This window comes from Bacteroides sp. BFG-637, from assembly GCF_024793605.1.
GTDB lineage: Bacteria > Bacteroidota > Bacteroidia > Bacteroidales > Bacteroidaceae > Bacteroides > Bacteroides vicugnae.
The window spans coordinates 5,970,249-5,991,064 of record NZ_JANUPD010000002.1 but is presented as its reverse complement, the minus strand read 5'-3'; the positions used below and the strand labels follow the sequence as shown (position 1 = coordinate 5,991,064).

Sequence of the window (20,816 nt, the reverse complement as noted above, 5' to 3'; positions counted from 1 at the left end):
ACGATAAACTTGTTTTGATTCATAAGCGATCAATACATGCAAGTTTTGAGTTAGAGGAGAGTAAGTTTTTTTATATGCCTAATTACTGCACCTTACTTCTTAGCTGAAAGAATCATAATTTCTGGGTATTGATAACTATTTGTTTTCTAGTGAACTTTGTGAAGAAACAATCTGTTGTATATATAAAAAGAAGAAAGGAGACTTTTAGCAATGAAAAAGATAGTATTGCTCCGTCATGGAGAAAGTGCATGGAACAAAGAGAATCGTTTCACCGGTTGGACCGACGTAGACCTGACAGAAAAAGGGGTTGCCGAAGCCGAAAAAGCCGGAGAAACATTGAAAGAGTATGGCTTTAATTTTGATAAAGCATACACCTCTTATTTAAAACGTGCAGTGAAAACGTTGAATTGCGTACTCGATAAAATGAATCTCGACTGGATTCCTGTCGAAAAGAACTGGCGTCTGAACGAGAAACATTATGGTGACTTACAGGGATTGAATAAAGCCGAGACTGCCGGGAAGTATGGTGAAGAACAAGTGCTCATCTGGCGCCGTAGTTATGATATAGCCCCCAATCCACTTTCGGAAAAAGATTTGAGAAATCCGCATTTTGATTACCGTTATCATGAAGTGCCCGATGCAGAATTACCTCGCACGGAATCGTTGAAAGATACCATTGAACGTATTATGCCTTATTGGGAAAGTGATATATTTCCTAGTCTGAAAACAGCTCATACGCTGTTGGTGGTCGCTCATGGCAATAGTTTGAGAGGCATCATCAAGCATCTAAAAAACATCTCCGATGAAGATATTGTCAAACTGAATCTACCTACGGCTGTGCCTTACGTATTTGAGTTTGATGAAAACCTGAATGTATCCAACGACTACTTCCTGGGAAATCCGGAAGAGATTAAAAAACTAATGGAGGCAGTTGCCAATCAGGGAAAGAAAAAATAAAATAGTTACATATTAAAAAGTAAAGTTATGAGTAAAGTAGTTGAATTATTAAGAGATCAGGCCTGTTATTATTTGGAACATACCTGTGAAACCATCGATAAATCATTAATTCATGTTCCGTCTCCCGATACGATAGATAAAATCTGGATTGATTCGGATCGAAACATTAGAGTATTAAACAACCTGCAATCTCTGTTGGGACATGGACGGTTGGCAAATACCGGTTATGTGTCTATACTTCCTGTCGATCAGGACATCGAACATACTGCCGGAGCATCATTTGCTCCCAATCCGATCTATTTCGATCCTGAAAATATTGTGAAACTGGCTATTGAAGGCGGTTGTAACGGAGTAGCTTCCACGTTTGGAATTCTTGGATCCGTAGCACGTAAATATGCGCATAAGATACCCTTCATTGTGAAATTGAACCACAATGAACTGCTCTCTTACCCGAATAGCTTCGACCAAGTATTGTTTGGCACTGTCAAAGAAGCCTGGAATATGGGAGCAGTGGCCGTAGGAGCTACTATTTATTTTGGCTCGGAACAGAGTCGCCGTCAACTAGTAGAGATTGCCGAAGCTTTTGAATATGCTCACGAATTGGGTATGGCAACCATCCTCTGGTGTTACCTGCGTAACAATGATTTTAAGAAAGGTGCAGTCGATTACCATGCTGCCGCCGACCTGACAGGTCAGGCCGACCGCTTGGGAGTGACTATCAAAGCTGACATTGTGAAACAGAAACTTCCTACTAATAATGGTGGCTTCAAAGCCATTGGTTTCGGAAAGATCGACGAACGTATGTATACCGAACTGGCTTCCGAACATCCGATTGACCTTTGCCGTTACCAGGTAGCCAACGGCTATATGGGACGTGTAGGCTTGATTAATTCGGGTGGAGAATCTCATGGTTCTTCCGATTTGCGTGATGCTGTCATTACAGCCGTAGTCAACAAACGTGCCGGAGGTATGGGATTGATTAGCGGACGTAAAGCATTCCAGAAGCCAATGAACGAAGGAGTAGAATTATTGAATGCCATTCAGGATGTATATCTTGATCCGTCAATTACGATCGCTTAATCAGGGATGAATAGAAATAAATTCTTATCTTTGACTATTAGATCGTTAACCATTAAAAATTAAGAGTATGAAGTTTTTTATTGACACAGCTAATCTGGAGCAGATTCAGGAGGCTTATGACCTCGGAGTACTTGACGGTGTGACTACCAACCCTTCGTTGATGGCGAAAGAAGGTATTAAAGGAACGCAGAATCAGCGTGAACATTACGTCAAGATATGTAAGATCGTTGAGGGAGATGTAAGTGCCGAGGTGATAGCAACTGATTATGAAGGGATGATTCGTGAGGGCGAGGAACTTGCCGCACTCAATCCGCATATCGTAGTAAAGGTTCCTTGTATTGCTGATGGAATCAAAGCTATCAAACATTTCACGCAGAAAGGAATCCGTACCAATTGTACGTTAGTGTTTTCTGTAGGACAGGCATTGCTGGCTGCTAAAGCCGGAGCTACCTATGTTTCACCTTTTGTCGGCCGTCTGGACGATATTTGTGAAGATGGGGTGAAGCTGGTGGGAGATATCGTACGTATGTATCGTACGTATGATTATAAAACACAGGTGTTGGCTGCTTCTATTCGCAATACAAAACATATTATCGAATGTGTGGAAGTAGGAGCCGACGTGGCTACTTGTCCGTTGAGTGCTATCAAAGGATTGCTCAATCATCCGTTAACTGATTCAGGATTGAAGAAGTTTCTGGAGGATTATAAGAAAGTGAATGGCTGAATGTAAGTGAGATGCAATGATAAAATGGGTGGTGAACATCATCGTGGATATTTTTTGTCCGCATGATGTTCACCTTTTTTTTTTTCCTTCTTTCCTTTTTTGTTTCTGTTTTTCTTTGTATTGAGTCGGCGTTTCTCCTGTGTATTGTTTGAAAGCCGTACTGAAATAGCGTGAAGTAGTAAATCCGATCTTCTCGGCAATTTCCGTAAAAGACATATCCGTATGAGTGATGAATGTGATCGCTTTCTCCATCCGGAATTTATTGATGTAATCATTGGCTCCCATATCGGTTAGAGCTTTCAGTTTATTGTAAAGGGAAGCCCGGCTCATTCCTATTTCTTTGCAAATAAGAGTGACATCCAGATTGCTGTTATCCAGATTCTCCTGAATAATTTTATTCAGTTTCAACAGGAAGGTTTCATCTGCCTGGCTGAATGTGCTTTCTTCCGGTGCAGGAACCAATCCTGCATTTAAATATCTCTTCTTGATAGATTCGCGGTTTCTTAACCGGTTACGAATGATTTCCATTAACATTTCTATCTCAAAAGGCTTTGTAAGATAGGCGTCTGCTCCATTCTTATAACCACTTAACTGGCTTTGTTTATCATCTCTTGCTGTCAGCAGTACAATAGGAATGTGACTGATGGTAATGTCTTCCTTGATGTTTTTACAAAGTTCATATCCATTCATTCTCGGCATCATCACGTCACTGACGATAATATCCGGAGTATGGCTTCTGGTCAGTTGGAGGGCTTCCACACCGTCCGAAGCAATGATTATCCGTTTGAAATATTCTCCCAGTGACTTTTTTAGGAAATCCGTCAGGTCCGGATTATCATCCACCACTAATATACTGTAAAAACTCGTATCGAAATTACTCTCCTCCGGCAATTGTTCTTTACTGTCATCGCTCATCAATTCGTTCAGATAGGCTTTCGGTTGGCAGATAATCTCTTCTGATTGTTGGCGAAGTGGGAGTTCAAAGAAGAATGTTGCACCAGCTTCCTGATTGTCTAGGGCACCGATGGAACCTCCGTGTAATTCGACCAGAATCCTGGAATAGGATAATCCGATTCCTGTCCCGCTCTGTTCTCCTGTACCCTGATAGAAACGGGTGAAGAGTTTCTGCGTATTTACTTGTTTGAGACCGTTTCCCTGATCTATGATGGAGACACGGACCCTGTTTTCCTCTGAAAGCAACTCCGAAGTAATGATTATTTCTGCATCTTGCGGACTGTGTTTTAAGGCATTGATAAGCAGATTGCTTAGAATAATCTCACACTTGTCTTTATCGAAACTAACAGTGTCGATATGCGGGTCAAGCTGATAACGGATACATACGTTCTTTGCTTCGCCTTCGCTGGTGAAATCTTGTGATACATGTTCAATCCATTGATTGAGAGCGTATGGTTGTATCTGCAATTTGCTTTCTCCAACCTCCATCTTACGCACATCAAGTACCATATTGATAAGATTCTTCATTCGCTGTGACTGGCGATATATCGCTTTTATAGGTAGATATTGTGTATCTTCGGCAGAAAGCGATTTCAATATTCGGCTAAGTGGCGCATGTATGAGAGTCAATGGGGTACGCAGTTCGTGACTGATATTAATAAGGAAGCGCACTTTTTCTTCGTACACCTGTTGCTCATGTTCCTTCATTGCCCATTTCAGCTTTTCCTCTTTGCGTTTTAACGTTCTTCGGAAAGTTTCGATGACAGCAGCAGTAATGAACACTGCACAACTAATGATGAACCACCATGTCCGATACCAGGGAGGGAGAATCGTCAGTTCCAGTACCTCTTGACTGGGAATCCAACTACCATCTTTCGCTGTGCAGGAAGCCATGATCTTGTAACTTCCCGGAGGAAGTGAGCGTATGGCCAATTCGGGATTATATGATTCGATTTGCTGATCGTTCAGTCCTTCTATCTGATATCTGTATACTTTCTGCCGGAAGATATCTTTTTCTTTCGACATGATCCGAATGGTTATATTACTGTTCCAGGGAGCAGAAATTCCTATAGGGTTACTACTTAGCTTATCATTAACGGATTCTCCGTTGATAACCACATCCGAGAGTTGTAATTGCGGGAATTCGGAAGTGATTAAGGGCAAGTTGCTGTTAATATGCAGTAATCCTTTCACACCTCCCATATAGATATTCCCCTGTGAACTTAATAAACGGGGCTTGGATAGGTACTCATTCTGAATGACACCGTCGGATTCACCGAATAGAACAAATTTTCTTTCTTTGATTAACCAGGCGAAAAGCATATTGTCTGTTCCTATCCAGACTTTTCCTTGCTGGTCGCATACTATCAGAGTGACTTCTTCAAAGAGGGAGGTTGGTATCGGAGTTTGTTCTTGAGTGACAGGGTTATAATGTATCAGTCCGTAATTGTTTCCTATCCAGAAATTTCCATATTCATCTCGTGAGACAGAATTAATCAATGTGTCTTTACTGCATTGAAATATTATTTCGAGGCGGTTGGTACGGTTGTCCAGACAGAAGATATGTTTGCTGTCGTTCAGATATGTGTTATTCTGACTATTTGCTATAGGCAAAATGGTACCGATAATGTCTGCTCCTTGTTGTTCGGTAGCAATACTGAATGTTTGTTCTTTCAAGTTGTATTGGTAGATATGGTCTCCCAATAGCAGTACACTATGGGGGGAATTGAGGAATAGGTTTACTGTTTTTCCTCGGCTTCCTAGACGTTTGGAAGTTTCGGGATCAATAATAATAAAAGGAGTCTTCTTTCCCGTTGACGGGTTGAAAACAAATACGCCCTGTGAGAAAATAGAAAGCAATAGATTACCGGAGGTAAAAGGGCAGATAGAGGCTACTTTATCTTCCCATGTGGAAGGAAAGTGGGTGAACTTTTCTGTAAGGGGATTAAAAAGGTTAATACCTCCACCGTCCGTGCCTATCCAAATGCGACTATCAGATTCCTGATAGAGGCTTAGTACGGTATTGTTACTTAATCCGCGGTCATTGCCCGGCAATACATCCGTATAAGTTTTCATGGAAACCTCCCGGATGCTGATAAGACCGTTGCGAATACTTCCTGCCCATATATTATTGTTCCGGTCATTATAAAGACAGAGAATGGAGTTAGCGGGCAGTGAGTAGTTATCTCTTCCCGGTACATGCTCCAATAAAGAGAAATTTCCCGTTTCAGGTTCAAGAATATTGATGCCTCCTCCATCCGTTCCGATCCATATCTTCCCTTCCCGTTCAGCAAGACTTAAGACGACATTATTGCTTAAATCCGAGTTATGTGTGGTATACGAAGCCAATGGTCTTCCGTCATGGGAAAAACAGCTTATGCCTTCGTTGTAGGGGGCTATCCATATCCGGTTTTGTGAATCAATAAGCATATTCATGATTTCCTTTCCGCAGTCAAAAGGAGGAGGTGTGTGTTTACCCGTATTTAAATCCAGAAGAAGTAATCCCTGCCATCGGCTGCAGCAAAGAAGAGTGTGCTCATTCCATAAACTTAGTAACGTGATATTGAAATTGGGCTCTCGATTAAACGTCTGTAAAAGGTGAAGAGAAGAATGCTGATAACTATAGAAATAGACTTTGTTTTGCGAGCCGAATAAAACTCCGTCTTTCATTAAACAAGTCGAGTAGGCTACTATATTATTTCCTTTCTCGTCCGTAGGTATGAAGAAATCATCACTTTGCCGTTGATAACATGCCACTCCTTTTTCTGTCAGAATCCAGATGTTATTCAGTTTATCTTCTGTTATCTGATTGATTTGGTTGTGGGGGATGGAATGAGGGTTGTCTGCTTGATGAGTATACTTTTTAAGTTCGTGGCCGTCGTACCGTCCTAGTCCGGAACGGGTTCCAATCCATACAAAACCTTGTTCATCGGTCAGGATGCATCGTACGGTAGAAGGTAACCCGTCTTTCAGGGAGATTTGCTTGTAATAATAATGTCCGGCTTGAAGGGAGGGAACGCCGACAAACTGTATGATGAACGCTATACATAGCAGAATAAAGGTTCTTTTTCTCATGGTATTAGGTCAGTTAAACTGAAACAAAGATAATATATTCAAATGAATATTTGTTAAGAAAGCAAACTTATTTTATTATTCCTTTGAGTCAGAGAATGGTCTTTGAATGAAAATTCTTTTCTTTATTTAGCTGGATTCTCTATCTTTGCCCGAAAATATACGACTATGATTACCGAAGAACTACAGAAACTTTATCAGTCATATACAGGTGTTCCCGCTGAAAACATCGCAGAATTACCGTCTTCCGGTTCCAATCGCCGTTATTTCCGTCTGACGGGCATACAAACACTGGTTGGAGTATATGGAACCTCTATTGATGAGAATGAAGCTTTTCTTTATATGGCAGGACATTTCCGTAAAAACGGCCTGCCGGTTCCCGAAGTTTACATTGCATCGGAAGATAAAACTTGTTATCTGCAAGAAGATTTAGGTGATACTTTATTGTTTCATGCCATTGAGAAAGGCCGGGCCACCAGTGTATTTTCCGAGGAAGAAAAAGAACTGCTCCGCAAGACGATCCGTTTACTTCCCGCTATTCAGTTTGCCGGTGCTGACGGGTTCGACTTTTCCCGTTGCTATCCCCAACCGGAGTTCAATCAGCGTTCTATCCTTTGGGATTTGAATTACTTCAAATATTGTTTTCTGAAAGCTACCGGAATGGAATTTCAGGAAGACAAACTGGAAGATGATTTTCAGAAGATGAGCGATGTTCTTCTACGTAGTTCTTCCGCTACTTTTATGTATCGTGATTTTCAGAGTCGTAATGTGATGATAAAAGACGGGGAGCCATGGTTTATCGACTTTCAGGGAGGACGTAAAGGTCCGTTTTATTATGACATATCCTCCTTCCTGTGGCAAGCGAAAGCAAAATATCCGGATAGCCTCCGTAAAGAACTGCTGCAAGAATATATAGACGCTCTTCGCAAATACCAACCGATTGACGAATCCTATTTTTATAGCCAACTTCGTCACTTTGTTCTTTTCCGTACGTTGCAAGTGCTGGGGGCTTATGGCTTCCGCGGATACTTCGAAAAGAAACCTCATTTTATTCAAAGCGTTCCCTATGCTATCGAAAACCTGCGTGAATTGTTGAAAGAAGAATACCCGGAATATCCGTATCTCTGCGAGGTTTTGCGGGAACTTACCGGACTGAAACAATTTACGGACGACCTGAAAAAGCGGCAGCTTACTGTCAAAGTGATGAGCTTTGCCTATAAGAAAGGAATTCCTGATGACTCTACCGGCAATGGAGGAGGCTATGTATTCGACTGTCGGGCCGTCAACAATCCCGGTAAGTATGAGCGTTACAAACCTTTCACCGGACTGGATGAACCTGTAATCACTTTCCTCGAAGAAGATGGTGAAATACTCCGTTTCCTCGATCATGCCTATGCTTTGGTAGACGCCTCCGTAAAACGCTATATGGAACGTGGATTCAGCAATTTGTCCGTTTGTTTCGGTTGTACCGGAGGGCAACACCGTTCTGTTTATTCAGCCCAGCATCTGGCAGAACACCTGAATCAGAAATTTGGTGTGAAAGTCGAACTGGTGCACCGGGAACAGAATATAGAACGTACGTTTGAGGCAACCATCTAAAGAGATTAACTATAAAGGAGGAAGTTACGAATAAAATGAAAGCAATGATATTTGCTGCCGGTTTGGGTAGCCGGTTGAAACCGCTTACCGATACCATGCCTAAGGCTATGGTTCCCATAGCCGGACATCCGATGTTGGAACATGTGATTTTAAAACTGAAAGCTGCCGGATTCACGGAAATTGTGATTAACATCCACCATTTTGGCGATCAAATACTTGACTTCCTGAAAGTCAATGAGAATTTCGGGCTTACCATACATATTTCCGACGAACGTGACTTGTTGCTCGATACTGGTGGAGGAGTCAAGAAAGCCCGTTCTTTCTTTGAAAATTCGGATGAACCTTTCCTGATACATAATGTAGACATTCTTTCAGATGTGAATCTGAAGGAATTATATGACTATCATTTACAGAGTGGCGGTGTGGCAACTTTACTGGCAAGCCGACGTAAAACCTCTCGTTATCTGCTTTTTGATGAAAAGAAGAAACTTTGTGGCTGGACTAACAAGGATACGGGACAGGTGAAGCCGGAGGGATTCCAATATGATGAATTATGCTATCAGGAATATGCATTCAGCGGTATCCATGTCCTTTCACCTGCCATTTTCCAATTTATGGATACGCCTCGTTGGGAAGGGAAGTTTTCTATTATGGATTTCTATCTTGCCACTTGTCGGCAAATAAACTATTCCGGTTATCTTGCAGAGAATTTACAACTGATTGACATCGGTAAACCGGAGACATTGGCTAAAGCTGAAAGTTTTCTATACCAAAGCACCAAATAAAGATACAGAAAGGGACCAAAAGGTCCCTTTTCTAATATGTAGCAAAATATTTGTTTAACTTTGCCCGGCTGAACAAACGAAATTGCAATACTATACAAATCTTGCTACATGGAACAGATTCGGATAAATGGGATAGCTGATAATTTATTACATGACATTTTTAATGATTTGTCTGTAGGACTCGAGTTGTATGATAAGGATGGCATTATGATAGATGTCAATTATTCCCGGTTGAGATCAATGGGGATAAAAGACAAAAAAGACATTTTGGGTTATAATCTATTCAACTATACGAGTTTCTCTGATGAAATCAGAGAACAAATTAGAAAAGGGGAGACTGTGCGTTTCGTTGCAAAATATGATTTTGATGCCTTACGTCATCTTTTCCCTACTTGTTTGTCCGGTACTCGATTCTTTGAGATCACTGTTTCTTTCGTTCATAATGAAAAGTCTGAAATTACGAATTATATGGTGATAACTCAGGATGTCACCGAGCGTATCTTATGGCAAAACAAATATGATAATCTCTATGAAGAAGCTGTGCGCTCGAAAAAAGAACTCCTTGAGAGCGAACAAAGGATGATTCATTTGATTCGTCAGAATGAATTGGTGCTGAACAATATTAATTCAGGCTTGGCGTATATTGCAAACGACTATATCGTACAATGGGAGAATATCTCGCTTTGTAGTAAAAGCCTTTCGTATGAGGCTTATAAGAAAGGAGAACCTTGCTATTTGACAGCCCATAATCGCAACGCTCCTTGTGAGAATTGTGTGATGCAACGTGCCCGCCAATCCGGTCAGGTAGAGTCTATTTTGTTTAATCTGGATAACAAGCACGTCATTGAAGTATTTGCTACTCCTATATTTAATGAACAGGGAGATGTTGATGGTGTGGTAATTCGCGTGGATGATGTGACCGAGCGGCAGCACATGATTGGTGAACTTGAAAAGGCGAGGAGCCGGGCTGAACAATCCGATAGGTTGAAGTCTGCTTTTCTAGCAAATATGAGTCACGAAATCCGTACTCCTCTAAATGCTATCGTTGGTTTTTCCGACTTGCTGATGGTGACGGAAGATAAAGAAGAAAAAGAAGAGTTCATTCAGATTATCAATGCCAATAATGAATTACTTCTGAAACTGATTAATGACATACTGGATCTTTCGAAAATAGAAGCCGGCTCGGTAGAATTGAAATACGAGGATTTTGATCTGGCTGTTTATTTCAATGAATTGGCTGCTGCAATGCATCGTCGTGTAGTGAATCCACAGGTTCGTTTGGTTGCTATGAATCCTTATGAATCTTGTATCGTTCGTCTGGATAAGAACCGGTTGGCACAGATTCTCACCAATTTTGTAACTAATGCCATCAAATATACCTGCGAAGGAATGATTGAAATGGGATATGAAAAGATAAACGGGAGTATTCATCTTTATGTTCGTGATACAGGCATCGGCATACCGGAAGATAAAAAAGACAAGGTGTTCCAGCGTTTTGAAAAACTGGATGAGTTTGCGCAGGGGACCGGATTGGGATTATCTATTTGTAAAGCCATAGTTGAGGCTTTCAAAGGAGAGATAGGTTTTGAGTCGGAATTTGATAAAGGATCCCTGTTCTGGGCGGTTCTGCCGTGTCAGTTCGAATCGGTCGACAGCGGACTGTATATTTCCCGTCAGCGCCTTGGGAGGGAAGTGGAAAAAGAAGAACCTCATGCTTCCGAAGAGATGAAGTCTTCTAAAAGAGTGCTTGTAGTAGAAGATATTCAGAGTAACTTTTTTTAGTATCTTCTATATTGAAAAATAAATTTCAGTTGTTACATGCTCCGAATGGGCTGAAGGCGGTTGAGATCGTCCGGACTCAACCGGTGGATCTGATATTGATGGATATGAAGATGCCTGTTATGGATGGGCGTACTGCAACTTCCGAGATCCGGAAGTTCAATACGGAAATACCAATTATCGCCTTGACCGCTCATGCTTTTGATGCCGACCGGGTGGCTGCTTTGAAAGCCGGTTGCGATGATTATCTGGTGAAGCCGATCAATGGAGCGAAGTTGATGCAGACGTTGAAAGAGTATGGTTGCTGAAAGGATCGGATTAAAAATGTGCTGATCTGAAAAAATGTATATTCCATTCATCCTGCTTTTAATATTTAGGTCAATGGTCAATGGCTTGCTGAAAAATGCGCTTCATTTTCATTTATAGAGTGTGAGATTGTATGCTGTTTTGCTGTATAGCCTTTGAAAGTGTTTCTTGTAGGTTCATTTTTTATGTTTATATGCTTCTTATTTTCCTATATAGAGAATATTCTGCTTTTTGTTTCAGTTGTTTATTTAAAGATGAACTAGCTTGCAAATAGTCTTTTCAGAAAACTTTTATACCTAGGTCGGTGACTTTGGGGCGGTTCCTCGGTGAGTAAGGAGGTATTGCTCACCGAGGAACGGTTTGTTGCTCACCGAGGAAGTTTATCAATTTCTTTGGGAAGAATACATATTATCCGAAAATAAATGTAGTATTTCTCTTCTAATATGCATATATATGTAGTTTCTTAATGCTTTTTTATGTTAGGGTACTTTTTTCTGTTACCGTTTCATCTTCCTGAATATGAAAAATAGAACATGTATTCAGCTCAAAAGAAAAGTTAGGTCTTATCATAATTATTGCTTTCCTTATTTGACTTGAAAAGTGTTTAATGATGTCTATAACGCTATAATTTATCGATGAAATGGATGATTTCAGACAAAATTGGATATAAAATAGCGATTTTGGAACATCTTATTTTCATAGCCTTCATATTTTTGTAGCCGATAAGAGTTGTTGAATGCGTAGTTTTAATAACTCTTTTAAACTAAGAGTCTTTGAGATTTATTTTTGTTAGCTAATAAATAAAGTCTTTATTGTTAAATGTAATATTATGAAAAGAAAGAAGCTTATGAAAAAACAAAGCTGCTTTGTTGTTCTTCTGATGCTACTCCTGTTATTTCCGTCGGGAGTATTTGCACAGCAACAAATGATTAAAGGACAAGTAGTAGATGATAAGGGTGAAACTGTTATTGGTGCTACAGTCATGGTAAAAGGAGGGCAAGAAGGTGCCATAACCGATATTGATGGAAATTTCTCTGTAAAAGGTAAAGTTGGAGCCACATTAACTATTTCTTATGTAGGTTTTTCTCCTCTTGAAGTAAAAGTAACGAAACTGGAGGGTAATCGTTTCGTGCTCAAAGAAGACTCAAAAGTACTTGATGAAGTGGTAGTGGTAGGTATGGGGAAGCAGAAACGTAATACAATTACGGCTGCCGTAGCTACAGTTAAGTCCGATGCGATTGTCAATCGTCCGGTAACCGACGTGACTAGCGCGTTGCAAGGTAATGTCGCTGGTTTGAACTTTGCGTCAGATGCTGCAGCGGACGGTGTAGGTGGTGAGACTGGTGCTGAAATTAAATTTAATATTCGTGGAGTTGGTTCTATCAATGGTGGCGAACCTTATGTATTGGTAGACGGTGTGGAACAAAGTATGCAGAATGTTAATCCTGCCGATATCGAAAGTATCAGTGTTTTGAAAGATGCTTCCGCATCAGCTGTGTACGGTGCCCGTGCTGCTTATGGAGTAGTATTGGTTACCACTAAAAGCGGACGGAAGGAAAAGACACGTGTTACCTATCGCGGAACGGTTGGTTTCAGTTCTCCTATTAATATGCCGCAAATGATGAACTCATTAGAGTATGCCAACTATTGCAATCAGCGGGATGTGAATATGGGACGTACAGCTCAGATCTCAAATGCAACCATCGAAAAGATAAAAGGCTTTATGGCTAATCCTTATTCGGCAGAATTTCCCGGCATCGGTCCTAATCAAGCGGGTGACGGTTGGGCAGCAGCCGATAATGTTCAGTATGGTAATACAGATTGGTTTGATTATTATTTCAAAGACCGTGCGATACGTCATTCTCATAATTTGAGTGTACAGGGTGGTGGAGAAAAATCTACTTATTACATTGGTTTAGGATATACTTATCAGGAAGGTTTGATGGATCAGGTTCAGGATGATCTGAAAAAGTATAATATCAATACTAAATTTTCGGTTACAGCAACCGATTGGTTGAAATTCCACTTTAATAATAATGCAACGATAAACATAATCAATCGTCCGATGGCTAATCAGACTATTTTTTATGGTACGATAGCCAATACGGCTCCAACCCGTGTGACTCAATTACCCATTGAACAGGCGGAGTATTCTACTCCAACTTGGAATGAATTATTATACTTGAAAAAGTCCAATTATAATCAGAACCGTGTTTCGGATGCATTATCTTTCTCGGCTATTATTACTCCGCTGCAAGGATGGGATATCATGGGAGAAATGAAAGCCCGTTTGGATGTGGAAAATAATAGTTTCAAATTGAAAAAAAGCAATCATGCATTGCCTAACGGGCAAGTTATAGAGACTTCCGGCAACCGTCAGGGATATCAATATCCGGGTATGAGATGGCAAAATACACGTTTCGGTTCACTGACACGCGGTAGTGCTTTCAATTACTATCTGTCTCCCAGTTTGTCCAGTACCTACATGAATCAATGGGGGGATCATGATTTTAAAATCATGGCAGGTTATCAAATGGAATTGCAAGAAAATTCCAGTGAATATATGTATAAAGATGGAATGTTGAGCGAAGATACTTATTCATTTGACAATGCCGATGGAACCGTATATGCCGGAGAGGCTCGCACTCACTGGGCTACGATGGGATTTTATACCCGAATCAACTGGAACTATCAGAATACATATTTCTTGGAACTTAGCGGACGTTATGACGGCTCTTCCCGCTTTGCGCCGGGACATCGTTGGGGATTCTTCCCGTCTTTTTCTGCCGGTTATGACATTGCCCGTACTAAATACTTTGCCGATTTGAATATGCCGGTATCACAATTCAAAGTACGTGTTTCTTATGGACGTCTGGGAAATCAGAATGGTGCAGGATTATATGATTATCTGGGAGTGATGAGTCTTGACCCGAATAATGTGAATGCATGGTTACTTCCGGGAGGAGGTGATGTAATAGGTAAAGGAACAATCTCATTAACTCCGAAAATGATCAGCCCGTACATTACATGGGAGAAAGTAGACACCGCCAACTTCGGTTTGGATCTTATGTTATTGAAAGACCGTTTGTCTGTAACGTTTGATGTTTATCAACGTACGACCAAAGACATGATTGGTCCTGCTGAAGCTATTCCGGCTGTCAGCGGTATCATTCCCGATGATCGTGCAAAAATAAATAATGCTACTCTTCGTAACCGGGGTTGGGAACTCTCTGTCAACTGGCAGGATAAGTTGAAATGTGGTTTTAGTTATGGAATAGGATTCAATTTATTCAATTACAAGGCTGTGATTACGAAGTATAACAATCCTGAAGGTATTATTTATAACAACCATACCGGTTTGGATCGCAACAAAGGTTATTATGAAGGAATGGATATAGGTGAGATCTGGGGATTCGTAGCAGATGACTTGTTTATGACCAATCAGGAGATTGATTCATATCTGAATAGTAAAGATCTTTCTTTCTTTAAGAATGACAACCTTTGGCAAGTGGGTGATTTGAAATATCTGGATACTAATCGTGATGGTAAAGTAGATCCGGGAAAAGGAACATTGGAGGATCATGGCGATCTGAAGGTAATCGGAAATGCTACACCTAAATATTCATTTGGTATAAATTTGAACTTGGGATATAAAGGATTCTCTGTCTCTACTTTGTTCCAGGGGAGTGGCGAAACGTGATTTTGCATTAGCGGGAAGTACTTATCTTTTTGGTGGAAAGAACTTCTTTAAAGAGCATCTCGACTATTTTAGTCCGTCGAATCCCCGTGGATATCTTCCTCGTCTGACAGATCCCAAAACAGTAGATTATAATACAAATATTGGTTACAATACAACACGCTATATGGTCAATGCCGCTTATATGCGTATGAAGAACCTGACCGTGTCTTATACATTCGACAAGAAGCTCCTGAAAACTATGAGACTGGAAAATTTGAGAGTATATTTTACGTGTGACAACCTGTTTACTATTACTAAGTTGCCTAAGGCTTTTGATCCTGAAACCTTGAATCAGGTAAATACTTGGGCGGGTGGTAGCAATGCTACAGCACCGGGACTTACCTCCGCTGCCAATGAGAACGGTAACGGTAAAGTATATCCGATGAACAGAAACTTTGTATTTGGTCTTGATTTTACTTTTTAATAAATAACAGAGAAGTATGAAACGATTTTATTTATATATAGTATTGATGGCAGGTCTTGGAATATGTGTATCTTCTTGTGCCGACTTTCTGGATCGTGAGCCGCTTACCGTACCGAACAACGAATCGTTCTTGTCCGGTGAAGCCCAAGTGCGTGGATATATCAATGGTCTTTATACAGCGCTTCCTTCATTGGCGAAATTCGGAATGGGAGTGCGTGGAGAAGAAAAGAACAGTGATAATATTCTTTCCGAAATTTACAATAAGCGTCTGAATGGTGAGGAAACCTTGTTTTCCAGCAGTGAAGACTGGGAAAACGGTTATAAAAATCTGCGTAATGTGAATTATTTCTTTCACTATTACCTAGTACCGGAAGATATGGAAACAGAAGAAGTAAAATCATTGAAAGGCGAAGCTTACTTCCTGCGGGCTTACTGGCACTTTGTTCAGTTGAAGAAGTTCGGTAATATTCCTATTATGGATGCTTTCTGGGATGAACATGCCACGATAGCCGGTTTGCAGATCCCGCAGAAAGATCGTGGTGAAGTTGCTAAATTTATCTTGGAAGATCTGGACAAAGCAGAGAAACTATTGTTCAATAGAAGCAAATACAGCGGTTTGCGTATTTGTAAGGAAGCGGCTATGTTGCTTGCCATGCAGGTTGCGCTATACGAAGGTTCGTGGGAGAAATACCACAAGAATGATGAATTTGCGGCTGCCACTGACCAATCGGCTTATTTCTTTGGAGAAGTGTTGAGATGGGGAGATATGCTTTTCGAGCAAGGTATAAAATTAAATACGAAAGAAACAGATGGCGGTGTAGTCAATCCGGGAGATGCTTACGGACGTCTGTTTAATCAAAATGATTATTCCAACATTTCAGAAGTATTGTTCTGGAGAAAATATTCGGTTACTGACGGTGTGTTTCATGCCTTGACCGGATTAGTGGGTGGAGGAGTTGTCGATCAGGATGGACCTGCCGGTATAGCCGGAGACTTGGTAAATACCTATTTGAATGCTGATGGAATGCCTGTTGATCCGAATAATAGCAAGTTTAAAGATTTTAATGAAACCTTTAAAAGCCGGGATTTGCGCCTCACAGAAACTATCATGAGCAGTGGCTATAAGTTTAAATCTACTGCTAAAGGTTCTCGTCCGATGAAAGTGGCAGATGCTTCTACCGGTGATAAAACAATCAATCCTCCTTTCCTGGCAGGTGATGGTAATGCTAAAAATGTAACAGGGTATCACATTCGTCTCGGAGTAGATACGACATACGTTTCAGGGGACTGTGAAACCGGACTGGTACTCATGCGTTATGCTGATGCATTATTGAGCTATGCCGAAGCTGCCGAGGAATTGGGCAAATGTGATGATGAAGTGTTAAGTAAAACATTGAAACCTCTGCGTGCACGTGCCGGAGTAACTTATGTGACACCTGCCAGAGATCCTAACTTTACAGATTATGGTTATACATTGACTCCCGTTATGCAAGAGATTCGTCGTGAGCGTCGTGTGGAACTGGCACTGCAGGGATATCGTCTGGATGATCTGATGCGTTGGGCTGCTGATAAGGTAATTGTTGGCAAACGTGGCAAAGGAGCATATTTGGGACATGATGGTGTTTTATACAAATCATTTGCGGAAGATAAACATGAAGCATTAGCCAAAGTATTGGTAGATGGCAACGGATGGATGGATCCTTTGCAGGAGTTGATACCGGGTGGTTATCAATTCAATCCTAAGAGAGACTATCTGTTACCTATTCCTCCAAGTGAACTGGAACTGAATAAGCAGATGAAGCAGAATCCGGGGTGGAAATAATAATCATAGACTTTATAATTAAAGATATACTGTATGAAAAAGATTTTAGAATGGACATATTTGTGGATGCTGCTTATATTACTGGCAGTGAGTATGTCAGGATGTTCTGACGATGATAATGTAAGCCCGTTGGCAGAACCTGTACCTTTAAAGATGACACTGAACAGTACGGATTTGGTAATGGGAGAGGTGCTGGAAATCACTTTTGACGTGACAGGTACGGAAGAAGGAAAAAAAGCGATGAATGAAGATCTGAATATCAGATTGAGTGCCACTACTGATAAGGGAGCAGTCGATCAGTTGGTATTTGATGATTTTCCATCGGTGGTTACCATGAGGCAGGGAGAGATGACTAAAACCGTCCGGGTTCCTGTAAAGAAAGAAGGACTGAATAGAGAACGTTCCATCGAAATATCTGCATTTGCACGTGGATATAGAATGGCAGGTGCTTTGCAAATTGTGACTGTCAGTGACTACCACTACTCTAAAGTTTCGTTGAAGAATAATGCCGATAATACGGTGAAGGAGGGACAGACTTTTGTATTGGTAGCTTCCGTCAACACTACATTGAAAGATGAACTTACCATTACTATTACTCCTAAGGCCGGAGAAGGAGAACGTTATGAAAATCTTCCTTTAGAATTGACTATTCCTGCTGGAGCGAACTCGGTAGAAAGTGCGCCGGTTACTATGATAAAAGATGTGAATACTACCGAGGATGAAGAGCTGACTCTTGATCTTGCTACAGTTCCTGTTCTTAGCCGCTATCCTTTACAGGCTACGAAGCTGACTATAAAGAAGACTGATATTCATAAAAATATGGGCAGTGAGGTAAGAGATGAACGCTGGTTATATGAAGATGCAGACCAGTTGTTTGTTTCACCGAAAAATGAAGCGGCTATAAAAGCTTGGGGACAGACTAATTATCAGGTAATGAATGAGGGAGATCCTCATCCGAATAGTGGAAAAGTGCTTCCGGAAGGAAAGTGGAAATTCTTTCGTGCATATGAATTTCATAAAATATCTTCGTGTTTAACGACGAAAGAAAGTAATGATAAAACATATATAAGTAATGAATATCCTTTAGGTTTTGCTGACCAGAATACAGCGGCAGTAGAAACTGAAGGTTCTGTGGATAATGCTAAATATGCATGGGTTACAGACGAAGGTTATTTGAGAATGATTTCACTGAAAGAGCGTACTCCAGGAAATAATGGTACTAAAGATTTTGGAACTTCTGCTTTTTATTCCTGTAAGTTTATGCGAGGAAATGTAAATAGTCCTACTTGGGCATCCTCTAATATCCGTATTTATCCGGGAATGCGTATTGAGACGCGTGCACGTATTCGTGGTGCAGAAAATAGCGGAATGTTACCGGGTATCTGGCTCCAAGGTAATGAGCAGGTAGGAGGCGACTCGCAGTGGAATGTCTGGCCGGATTTTGGAGAAATAGACGTGATGGAAAATAACACCAAACATGGAAATTTAAGCTATAGAAGATCGGCGGAACAAACTTTCCATATCGGAAACACAGCTCCTGGAACAGGGGGAAGTCGGCATTATAATCCGACTGTTGCCGTAACCGACATTGCGGGAACAATAGATCAGTTCCAGATTTATTGGATGGAATGGGTGGATAATCAAACCGTGCGTATGGGAGTCAATGGTAAGACTACAATAACTATAACTGAAGCACAAGCGTTGGCTAATGGTGCCAGATGGCCGTTTACAGATAAAGTAAATACCGAGGGACTTTATTACATTCTGACGATGATGTTCCTAGGTAAACAGGCTCCGGATTATCCATCAATGGAAATGAGCTATCTGACAGCAAGGAATATGTTGAAAAATAATCCGAATGCGCTGATTCCCCGTATGGAGATAGACTGGGTTCGTTTCTATATCGACGATACCTATACCGATCATGATATGCCATATCGGAAAGATCTGATCCTTTATTAATAAACTGAATAAATAAACCTTTTTAATAAGATAATAATATGAAACTGAAATCAATTTTATGTGTAGTATTTGCGGCAACTTTATTAGGCAGTTGTAGCTATGATGACGGAGATTTGTGGGATGCAGTCAACGGACAGGAAGAGAGAATTTCCGCTTTGGAGAAATGGCAGAAGACAGTGGTTGAGCAACTGAATTCCTTGCAGGGAATTCTTACTGCTACAGATTATATTACCGATGTAGAGAAGGTGACAAAAGAAGATGGAACGGAAGGCTATAAAATTTCATTTCTTCATGCATCTCCTATTACGTTGTTTTACAACAAAGATGGTGAGGTGAGTGGAACAAATGAAGAAAGTATTGGCGTGGATAAAGGCGATGATGGTAAATGGTATTGGACATTGGGCGGTGAGCCCTTGCAGGTAGATGGTAAAACTATTTACGTAAATAGTGGAGATGCTATCAAAATGGAAACAAATCAGGACGGTTCTACCAAATTAACTATTGGTGATAACTCGGTGACGATACCGTCATATCCGGTTGCCCATCCTGTGACGGGCGTTACTCAATCGGGTAATATTGTTACAATTACATTGAACGGAGGTGCAACGGTAGAACTTCCTAAATATATCAACTGGAATGGCTATTTAGCAGCGGAATATAGTAAAGAGACTGCAGGAGAAGAAACTTATCCGATAGTGCTTCCGGAAGGCTGTATTATGAGAATGTTGGATACCAATCCTTCAAACTGGACAATACAAGTGACAGGTTCGGGAAATAACACAAAATTGAAAGTTGTTTATCCGGCAGCCGGAGAAGCTACAGTCGCTTTCTTGCTTTCGGATGGAGAAACTCAAACAGTAATTAAAACAGTGACGTTTAAGGCAGCTACAGATCCAGGTATCCAGTGGACTACTATAGAATATACAGGTGCGGCAATCACAATACCGGAGGGGGTATTGAGTGTTAAGGTGACAGGAACGTGTTCTGGAGGAGCTCCAAGTCTTAGAGATCACATCGCTACACCTCTAAAGACAGCAAGTGGTGTGGTAAATATTGATTTATCGGAATTGGTATATAGTGCTGCTATTCCAGCTAACGCATTCTATATAAATCTTCCAGCTTTGCCGGAAAAGGATAAGAATATATCCATTGAAACAATTATTCTTCCAAAGGGGACTATTAATATTTTCGATCGGGCATTCAAGAATTGTGTTGCTTTAAAAAGCTTGACTATTTTATCAGCAACTACCCTAGGATATAATGCTACGGCTTTCGAGGGCTGTGATGCTTTGGAATCTATCTTTGTAGCAATAGATAAAGTGGAAGCATATAAAACGGGTTGGAGTGCACTAGCGGATAAGATCAAACCGGTTCCCGAAGCGGGAGAGTAAAAGGTTTATTTTGTCATCAGATTTTTTAATGACATGAATGCCTTTCAATTAAAAGGGGGAAAATCCCCCTTTTTGTTACTTATAAGTATAGCAAGTAAATAGTGATTTCCTGTATTTTTTGATGAAATAAAAAGATTTGTAGAATATTGGACATTAATTGGTGATTTGTGGAAGTCTGAATAGATGGTTATCCTCTATCTTTGCTACTGCAATCTTATACAA

The 20,816-nt window shown here is 40.7% G+C and carries 9 protein-coding genes and 2 pseudogenes; 10 read left to right on the top strand and 1 reads right to left on the bottom strand.

The genetic code is table 11. The features are described from left to right. Window positions 1-210 precede the first annotated feature (210 nt). The 3 genes from gpmA (at window position 211) to fsa (ending at window position 2,761) form a co-directional block, all read left to right on the top strand. Window positions 211-957, top strand: a complete 747-nt coding sequence (gene gpmA, locus NXX38_RS23675) for a 2,3-diphosphoglycerate-dependent phosphoglycerate mutase (RefSeq protein WP_148364718.1) — start codon at window positions 211-213, stop codon at window positions 955-957. Between the two features lie 27 nt (window positions 958-984). After that, entirely contained in the window at window positions 985-2,037 is a 1,053-nt protein-coding gene (locus tag NXX38_RS23670; RefSeq protein WP_148364719.1) for a class I fructose-bisphosphate aldolase, read from the top strand. Between the two features lie 67 nt (window positions 2,038-2,104). Continuing rightward, a complete protein-coding gene (gene fsa / locus NXX38_RS23665; RefSeq protein ID WP_148364720.1) occupies window positions 2,105-2,761 on the top strand; it encodes a fructose-6-phosphate aldolase in 657 nt (218 codons plus the stop codon). A gap of 69 nt (window positions 2,762-2,830) precedes the next feature. On the opposite strand, the gene NXX38_RS23660 is transcribed toward fsa, so the two are convergent. Next, complete coding sequence (locus NXX38_RS23660) at window positions 2,831-6,790, bottom strand: two-component regulator propeller domain-containing protein (protein WP_258981373.1); 3,960 nt, start codon at window positions 6,788-6,790, stop codon at window positions 2,831-2,833. A gap of 165 nt (window positions 6,791-6,955) precedes the next feature. On the opposite strand from NXX38_RS23660, the gene NXX38_RS23655 reads away from it, so the two are divergent. The 7 genes and pseudogenes from NXX38_RS23655 (at window position 6,956) to NXX38_RS23625 (ending at window position 20,594) form a co-directional block, all read left to right on the top strand. Next, complete coding sequence (locus NXX38_RS23655) at window positions 6,956-8,386, top strand: phosphotransferase (RefSeq protein ID WP_148364727.1); 1,431 nt, start codon at window positions 6,956-6,958, stop codon at window positions 8,384-8,386. 35 nt (window positions 8,387-8,421) lie between these two features. Beyond that, window positions 8,422-9,171: a nucleotidyltransferase family protein gene (locus NXX38_RS23650; protein WP_167511756.1), complete on the top strand. Its 750-nt coding sequence runs from the start codon at window positions 8,422-8,424 to the stop codon at window positions 9,169-9,171. Window positions 9,172-9,279: 108 nt separating this feature from the next. Further along, window positions 9,280-11,258: pseudogene (locus NXX38_RS23645) on the top strand (response regulator). A gap of 827 nt (window positions 11,259-12,085) precedes the next feature. Beyond that, window positions 12,086-15,419, top strand: a pseudogene (locus NXX38_RS23640) (SusC/RagA family TonB-linked outer membrane protein). 16 nt (window positions 15,420-15,435) lie between these two features. Beyond that, window positions 15,436-17,241: a RagB/SusD family nutrient uptake outer membrane protein gene (locus tag NXX38_RS23635; protein WP_217721166.1), complete on the top strand. Its 1,806-nt coding sequence runs from the start codon at window positions 15,436-15,438 to the stop codon at window positions 17,239-17,241. Between the two features lie 33 nt (window positions 17,242-17,274). Next, complete coding sequence (locus NXX38_RS23630; protein ID WP_258981371.1) at window positions 17,275-19,203, top strand: DUF5006 domain-containing protein; 1,929 nt, start codon at window positions 17,275-17,277, stop codon at window positions 19,201-19,203. A gap of 38 nt (window positions 19,204-19,241) precedes the next feature. Then, on the top strand, window positions 19,242-20,594 hold the full coding sequence (locus NXX38_RS23625; protein WP_258981370.1) for a PL29 family lyase N-terminal domain-containing protein: 1,353 nt from the start codon (window positions 19,242-19,244) through the stop codon (window positions 20,592-20,594). Window positions 20,595-20,816: the final 222 nt, after the last annotated feature.